Source organism: Nocardia sp. CA-136227, from assembly GCF_050955695.1.
In the GTDB taxonomy this organism is placed as follows: domain Bacteria; phylum Actinomycetota; class Actinomycetes; order Mycobacteriales; family Mycobacteriaceae; genus Nocardia.
Genome location: NZ_CP192081.1, coordinates 3,273,391 through 3,293,532, shown reverse-complemented (window position 1 = coordinate 3,293,532; position 20,142 = coordinate 3,273,391). Strand labels below are relative to the sequence as shown.

Below are 20,142 nucleotides of genomic sequence, written 5' to 3'. Positions count from 1 at the left end.
CCCGATCAGGAATGCGCCGCCAACACGACATCGCTGATCCCGGTGCCGAACGGCACCGGCACGCAGACCGGTGTCACGGCGTGTCCGGGATCGAGCAGATTGACCGCCAGCTGTTGCGCGAACGGGTCGTAGACCAGGTGGAAATGCCCGGTCAGGTCGGCCTCGCACAGATCCTGCAGCACGATATTGGTCGCGCCCGGACCGCGCAGGGCGATATTGGTATTGGGCTGGATCATCTCATCCACCCGGCTGCCGATGGTCGTGTATTTCACACCCGGCACCGTGTCGCCGCCCGCGTTGAGGTCGGTGATGAACGGTGATCCCGCGGCCTGCTGGACGGCGGCGAGCGAGGAGCCGAACTCGACGAGTTTGTAGATCCCCGGCACCGCGTCGGCGATCGGCACCAGCCCGTACATGATCCCGCCGTAACTGGGCGAGGCCATGCCGATCCACTGCCCGACCTTGGGCGCGCCGCCGAGTTTGTTGACCCAGTAGCGAGTCACGCTCGCGCCCTGAGAGAAACCGACCAGATCCACCTGCGTGGCCCCGGTGGCGGCGAGCACCTGGTCGACGAAGACGCCGATCTGCGCGGAGCTGGCCCACACGTCCTCGGTGCCGAAGGTGGTCTTGCCGGGCTTGCCGCCGTAGTTCAGGGCGAAGACGCAGATCCCGGCCTTGGCGAGCAGCGGGCTCAGGCCCGACCAGTCGGAGTAGGCCGAGGAATCGGTGCCGTGGGCCAGGATCACCGGCCGCGGGTGTTCGGCGGTCGGTTTGCAGCCGAAGTCGTTGGCGCCCTGGGGCGCAGCGTCCGGATGCTCCTTCAGATACTTGGCCGCCGCCAGATGCCCGGTCTGCGGCGGCCCCTGCTGCGCGGGCACCCGCAGGACCGGTGCGGCGGCCGGTTCGGCCTGCGCGTAGGTCCCCGTCGGGGTGGCGGCCGTACCGATCACGGCGGCCGCCAGCGCCACTACCCCCACCGGCGCGACGCGGCGCAAGTATCCGCGCGTCCGGTTCCTCTTTTGTCCCATGTCACAAGATCGCATGGGGCGCTTTTGTCCCATGTCACGATCTTGACCGGTTTCGAGCCGAAAGTCCCGGCGGTTTCCGGTGATTCGGACCCGTCACTTTTCGGGTGTGTCGTCCTCGGCGAGGATCCGGTAGAGCGAGCGGCGCGCTTCGGTGAGCACCTCGGCCGCCTTGGCCGCCTGATCCTTGGTGCCGACGGCGGCCACCTGGGCCACCGCGCCCATCAGCTGACCGACCAGTCCGCGCAGGTCGAGAGCCTGGTCGCCGACGCCGTCCTTGACGTCCTGCCAAGGGTCGCCCAGATCGGTGCGATTGGCCTCGACGTACTCGACTCCGGCCGCGGTGAGCTTGGCCGTCTTGCGACCCGCCACCTTCTCGATGAGCACCAGGCCCTCGTCCTCGAGCTGAGCCAGCGCGGGGTAGATGGAGCCGGGGCTGGGACGCCAGACATCCTCGCTGCGTTCGCGAATCTGCTGGATCAGCTCGTAACCGTGCATGGGCTGCTCCTGCAGCAGGAGCAGGATGGCGGCGCGGACATCGCCGCGCCGGCCACGTCCGCCGCGGCCGCGACCGCGACCGAAGTGCGGACCGGGACCGAAGCCGGGACCGAAGTCCGGGCCGAATCCACGGCCGTGGCCGTGGCGGTGCGGGCCGAATTCACCGCGCGGGCCGCGGGGCCCACCTCGACGCATCCGCGGATGTTCGGGGCCCTGCTGCTCGTCGCCGCGGCGCCGCCAGGGGCCGCGGCCCCGTTCGATGTTGTCCATGTGTTCCATGGTCGTGCCTCCTTCAAGGCTCGTCGTTGCATTTGCTGCTATCGACGATATATCGACAATCTATCCGCAGCAAGGGTGAACTGGAACACGAACCGACCGGTTTGGAAGTTAGGGGGTCAGGAGGTCGTGCGCGCGGACCGCATCCCACAGTCCGGTCGCGCGATCGTCCGTCGGCAGCGGATCGACCAGGGCGAACGCGCAGCCCAGAGCCTTGGCGCCGCCGTCGGCCTCGAGGCTGTCGCCGACCATGAGAGCCCGGCCGGGAGCGACGCCGAGGCCGTCCAGAGCGGCCTCGAAGATGCGGGCATCCGGCTTCATCGCGCCGACTTCGTACGACAACGCGAATTCATCGATATATCGGAGCCAGCCGCGGTCGGCGAAGGCCGGGCGGATGTCGAAGGCGATATTGCTGACCACACCCACACGCAGACCGCGCTCGTGGAGTGCGCGCAGCACTTCACCGGTGTCCGGGTAGGGCGTCCACTCCCCGGCGTCGCGCATGAGTTCGTAGAGCCGGATCGCCTGCGCGGCGGGGACGCCGGATTGCTCGAGCACCTCGAGGTAGGCGCGGCGGTGCAGGGCGGGATCGAGATCCCGGTTCTCCCAGGCGTATTGGCCTTCGGCGTCGGCGTATTGGCCTTCGGCGTCGAACTCGACGAATTGGCCGACGGGGGCGGTCATGCGGCGCATGATCTCGGCGATCTCATGACTGTCGAGCGGGCGCCCGCCGGCGTCGGTGAGGCGCGCGCCGTGGAACGCCGCGTCGTCGAATCGGAAGAGCGTGCCGGAGAAGTCGAACAGCACCGCGTCGATCGCCATGCCGCCACCCTACACAGCAAACACAGAGCTAACCGTCAAGCTCGCCCTACTCCTCAACTTGTCTGAGGACTTTGCTAGGCTCGGGACATGACGGACCCGGTGCTGAACGTGAACGACGTGACGGTGGTGCGGAGCGGAAACCCTATCCTGCAAGGGGTTTCGCTCACCGTGCGCGCCGGTGAGCACTGGGCGCTGCTGGGCCCCAACGGCGCGGGCAAGACCACGCTACTGCGCATGCTCGGCGCGTTGGAACATCCCACCAAGGGCGCTGTGGAGGTGCTCGGGCAGCGATTGGGGCGCGTCGACATGCGTGCGCTCCGCGCCGGCATCGGGCACGTCGATCCGCGTCATGCGCCCAGCGGCGCACTCACCGTGCGGGAGGTCGTGCTGACCGGTGCGACCAATACCGCGGCCCTGATCCCCCGCTGGCAGCCCTCCCCCGAACAGCTGGCCGAGGCCGATCGCCTGGTCGATCTACTCGGCCTGTCGCACCGCCGCGACGCGGATTGGCAGATCCTGTCCCAGGGCCAGCGCGGCCGCGCCCTGATCGCCCGCGCGCTCATGCCGAGCCCGCGCCTACTGTTGCTCGACGAACCGGCCACCGGGCTGGATCTGGCCGGGCGCGAACAACTTCTGGAGCGCGTCGACCTGCTGCAGCGCACCCACCCGGAGCTGGCGTCGGTGCTGGTGACTCATCACCTGGAGGAACTTCCGCCCGGCACCACCCACGCCATGTTGCTGCGCGATGGCCGCATCGTCGCCGCCGGCGCGGTCGACGAGGTGGTCACGACCGCCCACATCAGCACCTGCTTCGACCATCCGGTGCGGATTCTGCGCGACGAAGGCCGCTGGAGTGTCAGACCCGTTCAGCCGCAACTGAACTGATCCGCGGTCGTCGACTCAGGTCGCCGGGACCAGCGAGTCGATCCAGCGTTCCAGGCGAGCACCCTCGGCCGTCATCATGTCCGGGTCGCGGAAAGTGTTCGTGAGCAGGGAAATCCCCTGATAGGCGGCCAGCAGGGCGACCGCGAGCTCACGAGAGTCATTGCGCCCCATCGCCGCGAACTGCGTGTCGATCCATTCCAGCAGCCCGCCCATGACATCGGCGAGCTCGCGGTCGAGGCCGTCCTCCCGCTTGTCCAGTTCGGTGGCGAGAGTGCCCGAGGGGCAACCGAACCGGGCGGCGACGTCCCGCTGCTCGACCCAGCCGCGCACCAGCGCCTTCAAACGCGCCGCGGGGGCGTCGATCTCCTCCAGAGCGGTGATGATCTCCCGAGCCGTGCGCGCGTGCGCGCCGATCGCCGCCTGGACCAGCTGATCCTTGGTCTTGAAGTAGTAGTACACATTGCCGACCGGCACGTCGGCGGCGCGCGCGATATCGGCGATGGTCGTCTTCTCCACGCCCTGCTCATGGAAGACCTTGGCGGCGGCATCCGAGAGCCGCTCGCGCTTCCCCGCCGCCCGCACCACTGAGTCAGTCATACGACTAACTATAGACAACGGCCGGTCATGTGGCCTATCGTTCGATTTAGTCAGCCAACTAACTCAGGAGTGAGACAGATGATCGTGGTAACCGGAGCGACCGGAAACGTCGGCAGCGCGCTCGTGCGCGAACTCGCGGAAGCCGGCGAGAAGGTGGTCGCCGTCTCGCGCGGCGAGAAGCCGATCGACCTGCCCCACGGCGCCGAACACCGCCGCGCCGACATCGGGGATCTGGACAGCCTGGCCGAGGCGGTGACAGGTGCGGACAGCTTGTTCCTGCTCATCACCGGACCGCAGCTGGTCGAGGGGCCCGCACCCGCCGATGTGCTGGAAACCGTTGCGGCGGCGGGTGTCCGGCGCGTGGTGTTCCTGTCCTCGCAAGGCGCGGTGACCCGGCCGGGCAGTGACGGCTACGCGCGGACGCTGGCCTTCGAACGGGCACTGGCCGCGTCGGAGCTGGAGTGGACGGTGCTGCGGCCGGGTGGGTTCTTCACCAATACGTTCGCGTGGATCGAACCGGTCCGCGCCGAGCGGATGATCCCCGCACCCTTCGGGGATGTCGGTCTGCCGCAGGTGGATCCGGGCGATATCGCGGCCGTCGCCGCGGCCGCGTTGACGCGGGACGGCCATCACGGGCAGAGCTACACCGTGACCGGACCGGAACTCGTCACTCCACGCGATCAGGCCGCGGCGCTGGCGGCGGCACTCGGGGAGCCGCTGCGGTTCGTGGAGCTGAGCCGGGCGGAGGCCAGGGTCAACATGCTGCGGTTCATGCCGGAATCCGTCGCGGACCACACCCTCAGCATTCTCGGCGAGCCGACGCCCGAGGAGCAGCTGGTCAGCGGTGATGTCGAGCGGGTCCTCGGACGTCCCGCGACGGGGTACGCACAGTGGGCGGCCCGCGTCGCTCCGGCCTTCCACTGAGTTCGACCATTGAATATTTCGTACGCATACGCTTATCGTCTACGTATGCATACGAAATCATTCTCCGAAGGCACCGTGCTCATGCCCTGGAATCCCGGACCGAACGATCGGCGTCCGGGTCCGGTATTCGTCAGCGTGACCGACTTCCTCGCGGACTCCGAGGCCGAGGCGCGCGACATCTATACGGCGGGACTGGAATTGGGCCGGACGTGGCCGGTCATGCAGGGCGCGGTGGGTTTGTGGCTGTGGGGCCGGCCCGCGGAGTTCCGGGGCGGATCGATCTCGGTGTGGGAGTCCGAGCGGGATATGCGCCGCTTCGTGCGCTGGCCCGTCCACACCGAGATCGTGCGCGCCTGGCGCGGCCGCGTCGGGATCGGCCTCGACTCCTGGCAGACCGACACCTTCGACGCCGACGCCGTCCTGACCCGCGCGGGCGACACGATCGACAGGCCGCACCGGCTCGCCGCATAGTCTGGTCCGCATGACAGACCGTCCGGACCTCGCAGCGATGATCGTCCCCCTGGGCCGCGCCCTCATGGCGGCCGAGCAACCGGTGCTGGCCGCGCACGGGCTGACCATGTGGGCGTATGTCGTACTGCTGCATCTCGATGAAGGTCCGGCACGGGGTCAAGGGGTGCTGGCGCAGGAGATCGGGGCGGACAAGACGCGGATCATCGCGGTACTCGACGACCTGCAGGAACGCGGGCTCATCGAACGTCGCCCCGATCCGGCCGACCGCCGGGCCCGGCTGCTCGCGCTGACCACCGAGGGCCGCCATCTACGCGATGCCGCCCAGGCCGAGATCCAGGCCCACGAGGATCGACTGCTCGCCAAGCTGCCCCCCGCCGACCGCCGCGGCTTCCTCAACGCACTCACCGCGCTCGCCGCACTCCCCCGCGACGAAATCGCGGGTTCCTGACCAGGATCAATGAGCACACCGGGCAGCGATCGGGACAGAATTCCGTGCCGGGAGGTGCCTGATCTCGTTGTCGGTCAGCCGATGTCGATCGGGTCGATCTGGACCCGCAGGGGGGCGTCGGAGCGGTGGGTGCTGCGGATCGCCTGGGCGGCGGTGAGGGCGCGGGACAGGGCCGCCGCGCCGGAGCGGTCGGCGCGCAGGATCATCCGTTCGACCTCGGCGGGAGAGTCGCCGGAGGAGAAGGGCTTCCGGGCGCCGGGGGGCAGCGGTACCGGGCCCAGGACTTCGACGTCGCCGGGAAGCTTTGCCTCGCCGAGCAATTCGGCGATGGAGTCGGAGGTGCCGTCGATGGCGGCGAAGCGGACCGCGGGCGGGAAGCGGACCTCGACGCGCTGGTCGAGTTCGAAACCCGCGTGCCACACCGGGTCCCAGCGGACCAGGGCCTGCACGGTGGGGAGACCGGCATCGGCCATGACGATGACACGGCCGTCGGAGCGGACCAGGGCGGCGGCCGACATCCAGCGGCGCAGGGCGTCCTCGGCGGCGCGCAGGTCGGCGCGGCCGAGCAGGGCCCAGCCGTCCAGGAGCATGGCGACCGCGTAGCCGCCGGGCACCGGGGGTTCCGCGCCGATGGTGGAGACCACCACCTGCGCTCCCTCCGGCACCGAATTCAGGATCGAGGAGCCGCCCGAACCGCGCACGGGCACACCGGGAAACGCACGGCCCAGCTCCTCGGCGGTGCGGGACGCGCCGATGACGACCGCCCGCAGCGCACGCGATCCACAAGATCCGCAACGGAACGCGGCCTCGGTGATTCCGCACCAGCGGCAGGCCGGGCTCTGCGCCTCGGCGACACCTTCTCGCCCACTGCGCAATGCGCCACGTGACGCGGGCGCGTTGTCCGGCAGCGCGAGAGGCCCGTTGCAGTGGCGGCAGCGCGCGGGAGTCCGGCACTTCGCGCACGAGAGAGCCGGGATGTAGCCACGCCTCGGCACCTGAACCAGCACGGCCCCACCGGCTTTGAGCGCCTTGCGCGCCTCCATGAACGCCACCGCCGGAATCCGGATCGCCTGCGCGATGGGATCCCGTTCCAGCGCGGCGTCGGTGTCGCCGGGCGCGGTGATGCGCGGCATGGCCTGCCGCACCACGGCCCGATCCGCGAGCAGGTCGTGCGCCCACCCGGATTCGACGATCGCCTGCACCTCGGCCGTGCGCGCGAACCCGGCCGCCACGAACGCCGCCCCGGTCTCGTGCGCCCGCAGCATCGCCACTTCCCGCGCATGCGGATACGGCGACCGCGGCTCGGCGAACGTATCGTCCCCGTCGTCCCAGATGGCGATCAACCCGAGGTCACGCACCGGCGAGAACACCGCACTGCGCGTCCCCACCACCACCTTGGCCTTCCCCCGCAACACCGACAACCACCGCCGATACCGCGCCGACGGCCCCAGCCCCGCCGCCAGCCCGACCGCCGACTCCCCCACCAACGCAACACATTCCGCCAGCACCCGATCCAGATCCCGCTGATCCGGCACCATGATCACGGCCCCGCGCCCACCCCGCACGGTCACCGCCGCCAACTCAGCCAGCCGCTTGGCCCAATCCTCCCCCGGTAGCGCCTGCCACCCCGCGCGCGGCCCCCGCCCCGCCAGCAGCGCGCCCAGGAACGAGTGGCCGTGAACGTAGCGGCCCCACCCAGGGAACTCGGTCGGCAACGCGAGCGGACCACCGGCCTGCTCCGGCTCGATCACACCCGCTCCGGCGATCGCATCGGTCGCGGCGACAGTGCCGGGGAGCACCTCGGCGACCGGACCACTCGGCGCGGCGAGCGATTCCGCCGATTCAACGCCGGTCCCACCGCTGTTGACGCCGGGTTCGCCCGACTGCGCGACGGCGTCCATGCCGGCGTCGGCCGACTCGCCCCCGGTCGCGCCGGCCACCGCCGCGGTGTTCCGGGCAGCTTCGAGATCGGCCGCCTCGATCGACGGCGGGTCGGCGCGCTCGGCGGGGAGCTGCACTGCGTCGAGGTCGACCACGTCGTCGATGGCGGTGGCCGGGTCGGCGGCAGCCTTCTTCGAAGCGCGCTTGGGCTTTTCGGGTTTCTCGGTGCCCTCGGTTTCGACCTTGGCGTGGCGGGGTGGGATGGCGAGGCGGAGGACGTCGGCGCGGGTGCCGACGTAGCGGGCGGCTACGGCGGTGACGAGTTTCAGGATTTCGGGGGTGAGGACCTGCTCGCCGGAGACCACGCGCTCGAGGCGGACGAGTTTGCCGGTGTGGGCGGATCTTTCGAGGCGTTCGAGGAGGTAGCCGTCGATGAGGCGGCCGGAGAAGCGGACTCGGACCCGGACGCCGGGTTGCGCCAGTTCATCCAGCTCAGGAGGGACGACGTAGTCGAAATCGCGGTCCAGGTGGGCGGGTTCGAGCAGGGGCAGGACCCGGGCGATGGGCCGTGACACGCCAACGACGGCGGGAGCGTCGGGCTCGGAGGGGGACTCCGTGCCCGACGCTCCCGTCGAGAACTGTTGGGTGCCGGTCAATTACAGCCCGGCGGCCGCGCGCAGCTTCTCCGCGCGGTCGGTGCGCTCCCACGGCAGATCGACATCCGTGCGGCCGAAGTGGCCGTAGGCGGCGGTCGGCGCGTAGATCGGGCGCAGCAGGTCCAGGTCGCGGATGATCGCGCCGGGACGCAGGTCGAAGACCTCACCGATGGCGTCGGAGATCTTGATCGGGTCGATCTGCTCGGTGCCGAAGGTCTCGACGAACAGGCCGACCGGGGCCGCCTTGCCGATGGCGTAGGCGACCTGCACCTCGACGCGCTCGGCCAGGCCGGCGGCGACGACGTTCTTGGCGACCCAGCGCATGGCGTACGCGGCCGAGCGGTCCACCTTCGACGGGTCCTTACCGGAGAAGGCGCCGCCACCGTGGCGGGCCATGCCGCCGTAGGTGTCGACGATGATCTTGCGGCCGGTCAGGCCCGCGTCACCCATCGGGCCACCGAGCACGAACTTGCCGGTCGGGTTGACCAGCAGGCGCACGTCGGAGGTGTCGAGCGGGTTGGGCAGCTGCAGCTCGGACAGGACCGCGTCGACAACCTTCTCGCGGATGTCGGGGGCCAGCAGGTTGTCCAGGTCGATGTCGGCCGCGTGCTGGGTCGAGATGACCACGGTGTCGAGGCGCTTCGGGATGGCGCCGTCGTACTCGATGGTGACCTGGGTCTTGCCGTCGGGCCGCAGGTACGGCAGCACGCCGGTCTTGCGGACCTCGGTCAGACGCCGGGACAGCTTGTGCGCCAGCGAGATCGGCAGCGGCATCAGCTCCGGGGTCTCCACGGTGGCGTACCCGAACATCAGGCCCTGGTCACCCGCGCCCTGACGGGCGATCTCGTCGTCCTCGCCGCCCACGCGGGCCTCGTGCGAGGTGTCCACGCCCTGGGCGATATCGGGCGACTGCGCGCCGATCGCGACGTTCACGCCACAGGACGCGCCGTCGAAACCCTTTGCGGAGGAGTCGTATCCGATCTCCAGGACCTTCTCGCGGACGATGGTCGGGATATCGGCGTAGGCCGAGGTGGTGACCTCACCGGCCACGTGCACCTGACCGGTGGTCACCATGGTCTCCACCGCGACCCGGCTGCGCGGATCGGCCGCGAGCAACGCGTCGAGGATGGAATCGCTGATGGCATCACAGATCTTGTCGGGATGACCTTCGGTCACCGACTCACTGGTGAATAGGCGGCTGCCAGACGTGCGCACAGTTGTTCCCTCTCCCTCAACGGGTTTCTCGTATCGGGTGGCGACAGTAGCGTCTCCGCGCCATCGCACAACCCTTTATCTCAGGTTATTCCAATATGTTCGTCACAGGGGTGAACCACCACCGTGACGAGCACATTGCGACTCGGACACCCGCCGCGACCTGCGCGGCGAGCGTCCGAACCCTGCGGTGCCGAGGCTTCAGCGGAGCAAGGGACCGAGTGCGTCCAGCACTCGGCTAGCCAATAGGGCCTTGGACCCGTGGTCCAGGGCGATCTCGGTGCCGTCGGCGCCGAGCAACCAGCCGTCGTTGGTATCGACCTCGAAGGCCTTCCCTTCCCCGACGGCGTTCACGACCAGCAGGTCGCAGCCTTTGCGGGCCAGTTTGGCCCGGGCGTGGGTGAGCACGTCGGCGTGCTCGTCCCCGGTCTCGGCGGCGAAGCCGACGATCGCGGTGCCCGGTAGGTGCCCGTCGCGACGAGCCTGTACCAACCCGGCAAGGATATCGGGTGTCTTGGCCAGCTCGATCGAATTCGGTTCGCCCGCACCCTTTTTGATTTTGGACGCGGCGACGTTGACCGGCCGGAAGTCGGCGACCGCGGCCGCCATGATGACGGCGTCCGCGCCGAGCGCGTGCTTGTCGACGGCTACCTTCAACTGGTCGGCGGAGGTCACGTGCACCACCTCGACGGCGGCCGGGGCCTCCAGGCCGATGGTGTTGCCCGCGATCAGCGTCACCTGTGCGCCACGCTGGGCGGCCAGGCGGGCGATCGCGTAGCCCTGCTTGCCCGAACTCCGGTTGCCCAGGAAGCGGACCGGGTCCAGCGCCTCACGGGTGCCACCGGCGGAGACCACCACGCGGCGGCCCTCCAGGTCGCGCGGCAGCGCGTCGGCGCGCTCGAGCAGCAGCCGAGCCAGACCGAAGATCTCCTCCGGCTCGGGCAGCCGGCCCGGACCGGTATCGGTGCCGGTCAGGCGGCCCGAGGCGGGTTCCATCACGGTCGCGCCGTGCGCGCGCAGCGTCGCCACGTTCGCCCGGGTGGCCGGATGCTCCCACATCTCGGTGTGCATGGCCGGGGCGAACAGGATCGGACAGCGCGCGGTCAGCAGCGTCGCGGTGAGCAGGTCGTCGGCGCGGCCCTGCGCGGCGCGGGCCATGAGGTCCGCGGTGGCGGGGGCGATGACGACCAGGTCGGCCTCTTGGCCGAGGCGCACATGCGGCACCTCGGGCACGTCGGAGAAGACACCGGTGTGCACGGGATGGCCGGACAGCGCCTCGAAGGTGGCCTTGCCGACGAATTGCAACGCCGACTCGGTGGGAATGACACGAACCTCGTGCCCGGTTTCGGTGAACCGGCGCACGAGGTTGCAGCTCTTGTAGGCGGCGATACCGCCGCCGACGCCGACGACGACTCGGGTCACCGCGGTTTTACTCCCCTTCGGAGTGCTCGAGCAGGTCGGCGTGGATCTCGCGCATGGCCACCGACAGCGGCTTCTCCTGCAGACCCGGCTCGACCAGCGGACCGACGTATTCGAGAATGCCGTCGCCGAGCTGGTTGTAGTAATCGTTGATCTGCCGCGCGCGCTTGGCCGCGTAGATGACCAGCGCGTACTTGGACGACGTCCGCTCCAGCAGTTCGTCGATCGGCGGGTTGGTGAGGCCGACCGGAGTGTCGTAGGCGGGAACGGTCTTGAGGTCCGTACTCACTAGGAAGGCTCCTGCGGGGTTGTTCGGAAGGATGGCGTTCGGGAGCTAGGACCCCGAATTTGTGCTAACGAACAACGATACCAACTGCTCGCAGGCGCTGGTGACGTGGTCGTTCACGATCACGATGTCGAACTCGTCACGCGCGGCCAATTCGGTGCGCGCGGTCTGGAGCCGACGCTCGATGACCTCGGGCGATTCGGTCCCGCGCGAGGTCAGGCGGGACACCAGCTCATCCCAGCTGGGCGGGGCCAGGAAGACCAGCAGGCCCTCCGGCATGGATTCGCGGATCGAGCGCGCGCCCTCGAGGTCGACCTCGATCAGGACGTGGTGTCCGGAGGCGAGCGCTTCCCGCACGGGTGCGGCCGGGGTGCCCGACCGCTGCAGTCCACCATGGATATCGGCCCATTCGAGCATTTCGCCGCCGTCGATCATGGCGTCGAATTTCTCGCGGGTGACGAAGTGGTAGTCCTGACCGTCGACCTCCCCGGGCCGCGGAGCCCGGGTGGTGGCCGACACACTGAATACCAATTCGGGCAGTCGTTCGCGCACGCAGCGCACGACGGTGGACTTGCCGACGGCCGAGGGGCCGACCAGTACTACCAGTCGACCCTTCCGAGTGTGTTCGACCACCCTCGGATTATTCGGCGCTGAAGTCGAACCGGGCCAGCAGCGCCTTACGCTGCCGGTCGCCCAGTCCGCGCAGGCGGCGGGTGGGAGCGATCTCGAGCTCGCTCATGATCTCGGCAGCCTTGACCTTGCCAACCTTCGGCAGGGCCTCGAGCAGGGCCGAAACCTTCATCTTGCCGAGGACTTCGTCCTTCTCGGCGTCCGCAAGGACCGTCTTCAGATCGGTGCCACCACGCTTCAAGCGCTCCTTGAGCTCCGCCCGAGCGCGGCGAGCGGCAGCCGCCTTCTCCAAAGCAGCGGCGCGCTGCTCGTCAGTCAGCTGGGGAAGGGCCACGGTTCCTCCGTCTCATCGTTCATTGCTTGATCTACCTCCGGTAACCCGGTGGTCTCAGCGACCGTACCCACGACGCTTGCCGATTGCGAACCCACCCCCCAGGTCAGCGCGTGATTCGGCGTGCGACCGGGCCGGATGCACATCGCCGCGGGCGCCGCCGCACCGGGCGCGCCCCACCGCCGCGCGGGGTCGCGAATAGCCTTGCGGCCAGGGCTTTTTGGGTTTCTCGACCGCGCGTTCGAGGGGTCGGACTGGCCCCGGATGAAACCGTGACCGAGCTGTAATCACGCGACCTGGATTTTTCTTGGATTTCTCGGCGTGTCGTTCGAATCCGTAGCGCGTGTCGCGCATCACCGGGGCCCGTTCCGAGACCTTGAAAACTCGCAAATCAGACACCTTCCGATGCAGGTCGGACCCGGTGCGACCACCTGCGGCGACGCCCGAACGGCCCGTTTCCGGCCCTCACGCGGCCGCTGAGGCGCGAAACCCGGCCGATACATGCGAGGGACCCGCCCACCGCCCGGGCGGGCGGGAGCGGGTCAATCCGGACAAGCGTTCGATCGGGCCGCCGGATGGTTCGCCGAGAGCGAACAGGATCGGATCAATCCTCGTACTGGCACAGCTCCACGAGCGTGCCCTCGGGAGCGCGCACGTGGCCCACGCGCATGCCCCACGCGGGCTGGTCGGCGGGCTCGCCGACGACGACCGCGCCGCGCTCGCGCAGCACGGCGATCGCCTTGTCGACATCGGCGACCCGCAAAACCACCACGGCCGTGTCGATTTCGCCGCGCGGCCGGTGCTCGGCGCCGATGGCCGCGTCCATGTAGGCGCGGGTGAACAGCGCGAGATCCTGCGTGCCGACGACGAAGCAGGCGTAGGGCCCGTCCTCGGTCTCGGGCACGTCGCCCTCGACTTCGGCCTTCAGGCGCAGTCCCAGCACGTCGCGATAGAACCGGAAGCTGGACGCGAAATCGTCCACCAGAATGCGGGTTTGGGCGTACGAGAGCAGGCCGAGGGCGGCATCGGACATGAGAAATCCCACCTTTCTACCGAGCGGTCCGGTTCAGGCTAGCCAGAAATCCCGCACCCCGGGAGCCGCCGCCGCGCCCTGCCGCGCCCCGGCCTCGTAGGCGGGTACCAGTGCGTCCGCGCTGAACAGGTCCCGTCCGAACGCGGCGATGGCATCGGCGTCGGGGGCGATGAACATCGTTGCCGCGCCGCCCAGGTCACGGTCGGACGGGGCGTGCGGGAACAGGTGCGCCAGCGGCTCGATGACCAGCATCCGCTCGGCTCCGGCCGCCAGATCGGCATTGATGGGCGAGCGCATGCCACCGTCGAAGTAGTGCGCGCCGTCGATCGGAATCGGCGGGAAGACACCGGGAACCGAGGTGCTCGAGGCCAGGGCCTCGGGCAGGGTGGCCTTGCCGCCGGGGGTCCAGGCCCGCAGTTCCCCGGTCTCGACGCTGATGGCGGTGATCAGCAGATCGCGCTGCGGCCAGTCGCTGTGGCCGAGGAACGCGCCGATGCGGGCGATGTGGGTGGCCGGATCGCCGAGATTCATCTCGAGGGCGCGGGCGCCCGCGCGACGACGCGCCTCGGCCGGGTCCAGGCCGGGCGTGCCGAGCAGGCCGAGGATCTCGCCGAAGCTGTTCGGGTCGAACCTGATCGGTTCGAGTTCGGCGGTCCCGGTGGAGGGCCGCCGCAGCAGCAGGTTCAGGTCGACGTCCGCGGCCAGGGCCGCGCCGACGACCGCTCCGGCGGAGGTACCGACGATCCGATCGGCCGCGGCCGGGTCGAATCCGGCCTCACGCAGGGCGATGACGACGCCCGCCATCCAGCTCAGGCCGACCGCACCACCTCCGCCCAGGACGAGCGCACGGCGAATTCCCTTGGGCGGCATCGCGGCAGACATGAGGCCACTGTATCCGCGACGGGCAAGGAAGCGGAGGATATCCCTCCGAAAAGACTCGCGGCACCGGATCGGACCGGTGCCGCGAGTAACTCTGTTCCGGAATCAGCGCTGCAGGAAGGCGAACTCCTCCGACAGCTCGGCGACCTTCTCCTTCAGCGCGGCCACCGACGGACCGGCCGCGAGCACCTCACGCGAGACGTTGGGCAGCACCGCGCCCAGGTCGCGCGCGGGCACCAGGGCGCGAATGGAGTCCGCTCCCCCGCCCTGCGCGCCCACACCCGGCATCAGGATGGGCCCGTTGAGGGCGCTCAGGTCCGGGGCCTCGGTCAGGGTCGCCCCGACAACCACACCGACGGAACCGAATTCGGCCCCGACATTGGCCGCGGCGGCATCGTCGACCATGCGCTGGGCGATGGTGCGGCCGTCGGCGCCGGTGATGCGTTGCAGCTCCGCGCCTTCCGGATTGGAGGTGGCGGCCAGCACGAACACGCCGCGCCCGTTGGCCGCGGCCAACTCCAGAGCCGGTGCGAGCGAACCGAATCCGAGGTACGGCGACACGGTGACCGCGTCGCTGCCCAGCGGCCCGTCACCGAGCCAGGCGTGCGCGTAGGCGTCCATGGTGGAGCCGATATCGCCGCGCTTGGCGTCGGCCAGCACCAGGGTGCCCGCCGCCCGCAGCGCCGCGATGGTCTCCTCCAGCACCATCATTCCGGCCGAACCGTAGGTTTCGAAGAACGCCACCTGCGGCTTGACCAGGGCGACCCGGCCCGCGAACGCCCGCACGCAGGCGTCGGCGAACTTGGCCACCCCGGCGGCGTCCTCGCTCAGGCCCCAGGCCCGCAGCAGCGGCGGATGCGGGTCGATGCCCACGCACAACGGTCCGTGCGCGCGCATCGCCTCCCGCAGCCGTAGCCCGAAGCCGGTCGTCCGCGCAGCGCCGGAGGCGCTCATCCGCGCAGCACCGCGTGCAGTTCCTGCAGGGAGCGCACGCCGATGCCGCCGCGAATGGTGGCCTCGATGCCCTGCACGGCCGCGGCCGCGCCCTGCACGGTGGTGATGCACGGGATGTTCGCGCCGACCGCGGCGGTGCGGATCTCGTAGCCGTCCACGCGCGGGCCGTTGTTGCCGTAGGGCGTGTTGAACACGATGTCGACGTCGCCGTCCTTGATCATGTCCACGATGCCGGCCTCGTCGGGCGCGTTGTCGGACTGCTTGCGCACCCGATCGCACGGAATGCCGTTGCGGCGCAGCATCTCCGCGGTGCCCTCGGTGGCGAGGATGCGGAAGCCCAGGTCGTGCAGGCGCTTGACCGGGAACACCATGGCGCGCTTGTCGCGGTTGGCGATGGACACGAACGCGGTGCCCTCGGTCGGCAGCGAACCGTAGGCGGCGGACTGCGACTTGGCGAAGGCGGTGCCGAAGTCGGCGTCGATGCCCATGACCTCACCGGTGGACTTCATCTCCGGCGAGAGCAGCGAGTCGATGCCGGAACCGTCCGGGCGGCGGAAGCGGTGGAACGGCAGGACCGCTTCCTTCACCGCGACCGGGGCCTCGATCGGCACGGTGCCGCCGTCGCCCTCGGCCGGGAGCAGGCCCTCCTTGCGGAGTTCGGCGATGGTGGCGCCCAGCGCGATCCGCGCCGCGGCCTTCGCCAGCGGCACCGCGGTGGCCTTGGAGACGAACGGCACGGTGCGGCTGGCGCGCGGGTTGGCCTCGAGGACGTAGAGCACGTCGTCCTTGAGCGCGTACTGCACGTTCAGCAGGCCCTTGACGCCGATGCCCTTGGCGAGCGCGGCGGTGGAGCGGCGCACGGCCTCGATATCGCTGCGGCCCAGGGTGATCGGGGGCAGGGCGCACGCCGAGTCACCGGAGTGGATACCGGCCTCCTCGATGTGCTCCATGACGCCGCCCAGGTAGACCTCGTCGCCGTCGCACAGGGCGTCGACGTCGATCTCGATGGCGTCCTCCAGGAACCGGTCGACCAGCACCGGGTGGTCCGGGGTGATCTCGGTGGCGCGGGAGATGTAGTCGGCGAGGGTGGCCTCGTCGTAGACGATCTCCATGCCGCGGCCGCCCAGCACGTAGGACGGGCGCACCAGCACCGGGTAGCCGATCTCGGCCGCGATCTTCTTGGCCTGCGGGAAGGTGGTGGCGGTGCCGTACTTGGGGGCCGGAAGACCGGCCGCCACCAGCACATCGCCGAACTCGCCGCGGTCCTCGGCCAGGTCGATGGCCGCCGCCGAGGTGCCGACCACGGGCACGCCCGCGTCGGTGAGGCGCTGCGCCAGGCTCAGCGGGGTCTGCCCGCCCAGCTGGCAGATGACGCCCGCGACGGTGCCGGACTCGGTTTCGGCGTGGTACACCTCGAGCACGTCCTCGAAGGTGAGCGGCTCGAAGTAGAGGCGGTCGGCGGTGTCGTAGTCGGTCGACACGGTCTCGGGGTTGCAGTTGACCATGATGGTCTCGTAGCCCGCGGCCGACAGCGTCTGCGCGGCGTGCACACACGAGTAGTCGAACTCGATGCCCTGGCCGATGCGGTTCGGACCCGAGCCCAGGATGATGACCTTCTCGCGCTCACGCTGCGGTGCGACCTCGGACTCCGCGGCGGGATCGAGCTCGTAGGCCGAGTAGTGGTACGGGGTCTTGGCCTCGAACTCGGCGGCGCAGGTGTCGACGGTCTTGAACACCGGGCGGATCTGCAGGCGGTGGCGCAGCTCGCGCACGCCGCCCTCACCGGCGAGTTCCGGTCGCAGCGCGGCGATCTGGCGATCGGAGAGGCCGTAGTGCTTGGCGGTCCGCAGCAGCGGCTCGTCCAGCACGGGGGCGTCGATGATCTCCTGACGCAGCTCCACCAGGGCGGCGACCTCGGCGACGAACCAGGGGTCGATGCCGGAGGCGGCGGCGGTGTCCTCGATGCTCGCGCCCAGGCGCAGCGCGCGCTCCACCTGGTAGATGCGACCCTCGGTGGGGACCTTCAGATCGTCGAGAATGGCCTGCACGTCGGTCCATTCACCGTCGGGCAGGGTCCAGAAGCCGGTGGCCTTGGTCTCGAGCGAGCGCAGCACCTTGCCCAGCGCCTCGGAGAAGTTGCGGCCCATGGACATCGCCTCGCCGACCGACTTCATGGTCGTGGTCAGCGTGGTGTCCGCACCCGGGAACTTCTCGAAGGCGAAGCGCGGAGCCTTCACGACCACGTAGTCGAGCGTGGGCTCGAAACAGGCCGGGGTCTCCTTGGTGATGTCGTTGACGATCTCGTCGAGGGTGTAGCCGATGGCCAGCTTGGCGGCGATCTTGGCGATCGGGAAGCCGGTGGCCTTGGACGCCAGCGCCGACGAGCGCGACACGCGCGGGTTCATCTCGATGACGATCAGACGACCGTCCTTGGGGTCCACCGCGAACTGGATGTTGCAGCCGCCGGTGTCGACGCCGACCTCGCGCAGGATGGCGATGCCCAGATCGCGCATCTTCTGGTACTCGCGGTCGGTGAGGGTCATGGCCGGGGCGACGGTGACCGAGTCACCGGTGTGCACGCCCATCGGGTCCACGTTCTCGATCGAGCAGACGATGACCACATTGTCGTTGCGGTCGCGCATGAGCTCGAGCTCGAATTCCTTCCAGCCCAGGATGGATTCCTCGATGAGCACGTTCGCGGTCGGCGAGGCGGCCAGGCCGCCGCCGGCGATGCGGTCGAGGTCCTCGTGGTTGTAGGCCATGCCCGAGCCCAGGCCGCCCATGGTGAACGACGGGCGCACGACCACGGGGAAACCGAGTTCCTCGACGGTCTCGCGGACCTCGTCCATGGTGTAGCAGACCTTGGAGCGCGCGGACTCGCCGCCGACCTTGGCGACGATGTCCTTGAACTTCTGGCGGTCCTCGCCACGCTGGATGGCCTCGAAGTCGGCGCCGATCAGCTCGACGTTGTACTTCTCGAGGATGCCGTTCTCGTGCAGGGCGACAGCGCAGTTCAGCGCGGTCTGGCCGCCGAGGGTCGCGAGGATGGCGTCGGGGCGCTCCTTGGCGATGACCTTCTCGACGAATTCCCAGGTGATCGGCTCGACATAGGTCGAGTCGGCGAACTCCGGGTCGGTCATGATGGTCGCCGGGTTGGAGTTGACCAGCGACACGCGCAGGCCTTCGGACCGCAGGACGCGACACGCCTGGGTTCCCGAATAGTCGAACTCACAAGCCTGGCCGATGACGATCGGGCCCGAGCCGATCACCAGGATGTGGTTGAGGTCGGTGCGGCGTGGCATCAGGCTCCTTCCATCAGCATGGCGAAACGGTCGAACAGGTAGGCGGCGTCGTGGGGTCCGGCCGCGGCCTCGGGGTGGTACTGCACGGAGAAGGCCTTGCCGTTCACCAGCTGAACGCCTTCGACGACACCGTCATTGGCGCAGACGTGGCTGACCTCGGCCTTGCCGAACGGGGTGTCGAAGACCTCGCCGCGCTCGCCTTCGAGGGCGAAGCCGTGGTTCTGCGCGGTGATCGAGATCCGGCCCGAATGATGTTCGATGACCGGCACATTGATGCCGCGGTGGCCGAACTTCATCTTGTAGGTGTTGCGGCCCAGCGCCCGGCCCAGGATCTGGTTGCCGAAGCAGATGCCGAACAGCGGGATGCCCTCGCCCAGGACGCCCTGGGTGAGCGCGACCTGCGCGTCGGCGGTGGCCGGGTCGCCCGGGCCGTTGGACAGGAACACGCCGTTGGGGCTGAGTTCCTTGATCTGGTCCAGGGTCACGTTGGAGGGGACGACGTGCACCCGCATGCCGCGCTGGGCGAACATGCGCGGGGTGTTGGACTTGATGCCGAGATCGACCGCGACCACGGTGAAGCGGTGCTCGCCGATCGGGTCGATGGTGTACATCTCGTCGGTGGAGACCTCACCGGCCAGGTCCGCGCCCAGCATGGACTGCTGGCCGTTGACCCGCGCGACGAGCTCCTCGTAGTCGGCGAGCTGGTCGCCGGAGAAGATGCCCGCCTTCATCGAACCGCGGGTGCGCAGGTGGCGCACCACCGCGCGGGTGTCGATGCCCGCGATGCCGACCACGTTCTGGTTCTCCAGCTCGGCCTGCAGGGTGCGGTTGGCGCGCCAGTTGGAGGCGCGGCGCGCGGGGTCGCGCACGGCGTACCCGGCGACCCAGATCTTCGACGACTCGTCGTCCTCGTCGTTCCAGCCCGTGTTGCCGATCTGCGGCGCGGTGGCCACCACGATCTGGCGGTCGTAGCTGGGGTCGGTGAGGGTCTCCTGGTACCCCGTCATGGCGGTACAGAACACCGCCTCACCCAGGGTCTGCCCGACGGCGCCGAAGGTCGTCCCGCGGAACACGCGGCCGTCCTCGAGCACCATCACGGCGGTATTTCCGCTGCTCATGCCTCGTCTCCCGTCTTCGTAGCTGCTGCGGTCCATGCCGGGTACACCGCTTTGTCGTCACCGCGGAAACCGGTATCCACCTCGGTCCCGGTCGGCAATGTCCAGCGAATCACCAGCACACCGTCTTCTGTCATCACTTTGCCCGCGTGCCCGCGCTCGGCGCGCACCGCGGTGATGGATTCCTGCGGAATCCAGATCGTCGCCGCGCCATCCCGCTCGAGCAGGATGCCGCGTTCGAATCGGGTCAGCTCCGCGGTGGCGCGGAAACCCAGGTCGCCCACCGTGATTCGCTGAATCCAGCTGGGGGCGAGGGTGCTGCCGAGGTAGAGCCCCGTGGTGGGCTCCAACAGCTGCGCGCCACAGTCGGCGGGCACCGCGGGCAGGTCGCCGATCGCGCCCGCCTGCTTCTTGGCCCGGCCCGTCCACGCCCAGTACATGAGTCCCAGGCACAGCACGAACAAGGCCAGCAGAATCAGCACTTGCAGCAGTCGCATT

20 protein-coding genes are annotated in these 20,142 nt (G+C 69.4%); 4 read left to right on the top strand and 16 right to left on the bottom strand.

Annotation, left to right across the window (positions count from 1 at the left end; genetic code table 11):
- Positions 1 to 5 precede the first annotated feature (5 nt).
- From ACQP06_RS15195 to ACQP06_RS15185, 3 genes are all read right to left on the bottom strand, one after another.
- A complete protein-coding gene (locus tag ACQP06_RS15195; protein WP_433672787.1) occupies positions 6 to 1,028 on the bottom strand; it encodes an esterase/lipase family protein in 1,023 nt (340 codons plus the stop codon).
- Between the two features lie 93 nt (positions 1,029 to 1,121).
- Positions 1,122 to 1,718 carry a PadR family transcriptional regulator gene (locus ACQP06_RS15190; RefSeq protein ID WP_433673334.1) on the bottom strand — a complete coding sequence of 199 codons (597 nt, stop codon included), beginning with the start codon at positions 1,716 to 1,718 and terminating at the stop codon, positions 1,122 to 1,124.
- Positions 1,719 to 1,910: 192 nt separating this feature from the next.
- Positions 1,911 to 2,621, bottom strand: a complete 711-nt coding sequence (locus tag ACQP06_RS15185) for an HAD family hydrolase (RefSeq protein ID WP_433672786.1) — start codon at positions 2,619 to 2,621, stop codon at positions 1,911 to 1,913.
- An 87-nt stretch (positions 2,622 to 2,708) separates the two neighbouring features.
- Here ACQP06_RS15185 and ACQP06_RS15180 point away from each other — a divergent pair, with 87 nt between their 5' ends.
- The gene (locus tag ACQP06_RS15180; RefSeq protein WP_433672785.1) at positions 2,709 to 3,506 is read left to right on the top strand and encodes an ABC transporter ATP-binding protein; all 798 of its coding nucleotides are present in this window, start codon (positions 2,709 to 2,711) and stop codon (positions 3,504 to 3,506) included.
- A 15-nt stretch (positions 3,507 to 3,521) separates the two neighbouring features.
- Here ACQP06_RS15180 and ACQP06_RS15175 read toward each other — a convergent pair whose 3' ends face one another.
- Positions 3,522 to 4,103 carry a TetR/AcrR family transcriptional regulator gene (locus ACQP06_RS15175; RefSeq protein ID WP_433672784.1) on the bottom strand — a complete coding sequence of 194 codons (582 nt, stop codon included), beginning with the start codon at positions 4,101 to 4,103 and terminating at the stop codon, positions 3,522 to 3,524.
- A 78-nt stretch (positions 4,104 to 4,181) separates the two neighbouring features.
- Between ACQP06_RS15175 and ACQP06_RS15170 the strand changes: the two genes are divergently transcribed.
- The 3 genes from ACQP06_RS15170 to ACQP06_RS15160 are packed head-to-tail and all read left to right on the top strand — an operon-like array spanning position 4,182 to position 5,946.
- Positions 4,182 to 5,027, top strand: a complete 846-nt coding sequence (locus ACQP06_RS15170) for an SDR family oxidoreductase (protein WP_433672783.1) — start codon at positions 4,182 to 4,184, stop codon at positions 5,025 to 5,027.
- 45 nt (positions 5,028 to 5,072) lie between these two features.
- The gene (locus ACQP06_RS15165) at positions 5,073 to 5,498 is read left to right on the top strand and encodes a hypothetical protein (RefSeq protein ID WP_433672782.1); all 426 of its coding nucleotides are present in this window, start codon (positions 5,073 to 5,075) and stop codon (positions 5,496 to 5,498) included.
- A gap of 10 nt (positions 5,499 to 5,508) precedes the next feature.
- The gene (locus ACQP06_RS15160) at positions 5,509 to 5,946 is read left to right on the top strand and encodes a MarR family winged helix-turn-helix transcriptional regulator (RefSeq protein ID WP_433672781.1); all 438 of its coding nucleotides are present in this window, start codon (positions 5,509 to 5,511) and stop codon (positions 5,944 to 5,946) included.
- Positions 5,947 to 6,020: 74 nt separating this feature from the next.
- Here the strand turns inward: ACQP06_RS15160 and ACQP06_RS15155 are convergent, their stop codons facing one another.
- From ACQP06_RS15155 to ACQP06_RS15100, 12 genes are all read right to left on the bottom strand, one after another.
- Complete coding sequence (locus ACQP06_RS15155; RefSeq protein WP_433672780.1) at positions 6,021 to 8,402, bottom strand: primosomal protein N'; 2,382 nt, start codon at positions 8,400 to 8,402, stop codon at positions 6,021 to 6,023.
- Positions 8,403 to 8,483: 81 nt separating this feature from the next.
- Positions 8,484 to 9,698: a methionine adenosyltransferase gene (gene metK, locus ACQP06_RS15150; RefSeq protein ID WP_433672779.1), complete on the bottom strand. Its 1,215-nt coding sequence runs from the start codon at positions 9,696 to 9,698 to the stop codon at positions 8,484 to 8,486.
- Between the two features lie 198 nt (positions 9,699 to 9,896).
- Positions 9,897 to 11,117, bottom strand: coding sequence for a bifunctional phosphopantothenoylcysteine decarboxylase/phosphopantothenate--cysteine ligase CoaBC (gene coaBC / locus ACQP06_RS15145; RefSeq protein ID WP_433672778.1), 1,221 nt, complete (start codon positions 11,115 to 11,117; stop codon positions 9,897 to 9,899).
- A 7-nt stretch (positions 11,118 to 11,124) separates the two neighbouring features.
- On the bottom strand, positions 11,125 to 11,403 hold the full coding sequence (gene rpoZ, locus ACQP06_RS15140; RefSeq protein ID WP_213556271.1) for a DNA-directed RNA polymerase subunit omega: 279 nt from the start codon (positions 11,401 to 11,403) through the stop codon (positions 11,125 to 11,127).
- A 45-nt stretch (positions 11,404 to 11,448) separates the two neighbouring features.
- On the bottom strand, positions 11,449 to 12,033 hold the full coding sequence (gmk, locus tag ACQP06_RS15135) for a guanylate kinase (protein ID WP_357083302.1): 585 nt from the start codon (positions 12,031 to 12,033) through the stop codon (positions 11,449 to 11,451).
- Positions 12,034 to 12,040: 7 nt separating this feature from the next.
- Complete coding sequence (gene mihF, locus ACQP06_RS15130; RefSeq protein ID WP_033086940.1) at positions 12,041 to 12,364, bottom strand: integration host factor, actinobacterial type; 324 nt, start codon at positions 12,362 to 12,364, stop codon at positions 12,041 to 12,043.
- Between the two features lie 601 nt (positions 12,365 to 12,965).
- Positions 12,966 to 13,394, bottom strand: a complete 429-nt coding sequence (locus tag ACQP06_RS15125; protein ID WP_433672777.1) for a VOC family protein — start codon at positions 13,392 to 13,394, stop codon at positions 12,966 to 12,968.
- 33 nt (positions 13,395 to 13,427) lie between these two features.
- Entirely contained in the window at positions 13,428 to 14,276 is an 849-nt protein-coding gene (locus ACQP06_RS15120; RefSeq protein ID WP_433672776.1) for a patatin-like phospholipase family protein, read from the bottom strand.
- Between the two features lie 102 nt (positions 14,277 to 14,378).
- A complete protein-coding gene (gene pyrF, locus ACQP06_RS15115; RefSeq protein ID WP_433672775.1) occupies positions 14,379 to 15,227 on the bottom strand; it encodes an orotidine-5'-phosphate decarboxylase in 849 nt (282 codons plus the stop codon).
- Positions 15,224 to 18,529 carry a carbamoyl-phosphate synthase large subunit gene (gene carB / locus ACQP06_RS15110; protein ID WP_433672774.1) on the bottom strand — a complete coding sequence of 1,102 codons (3,306 nt, stop codon included), beginning with the start codon at positions 18,527 to 18,529 and terminating at the stop codon, positions 15,224 to 15,226. The genes pyrF and carB overlap by 4 nt, the downstream gene beginning before the upstream one ends.
- On the bottom strand, positions 18,529 to 19,647 hold the full coding sequence (gene carA / locus ACQP06_RS15105) for a glutamine-hydrolyzing carbamoyl-phosphate synthase small subunit (protein ID WP_433672773.1): 1,119 nt from the start codon (positions 19,645 to 19,647) through the stop codon (positions 18,529 to 18,531). Before carA ends, carB begins: the two co-directional genes overlap by 1 nt.
- Complete coding sequence (locus ACQP06_RS15100; RefSeq protein WP_357286134.1) at positions 19,644 to 20,141, bottom strand: transporter; 498 nt, start codon at positions 20,139 to 20,141, stop codon at positions 19,644 to 19,646. Before ACQP06_RS15100 ends, carA begins: the two co-directional genes overlap by 4 nt.
- Position 20,142: the final 1 nt, after the last annotated feature.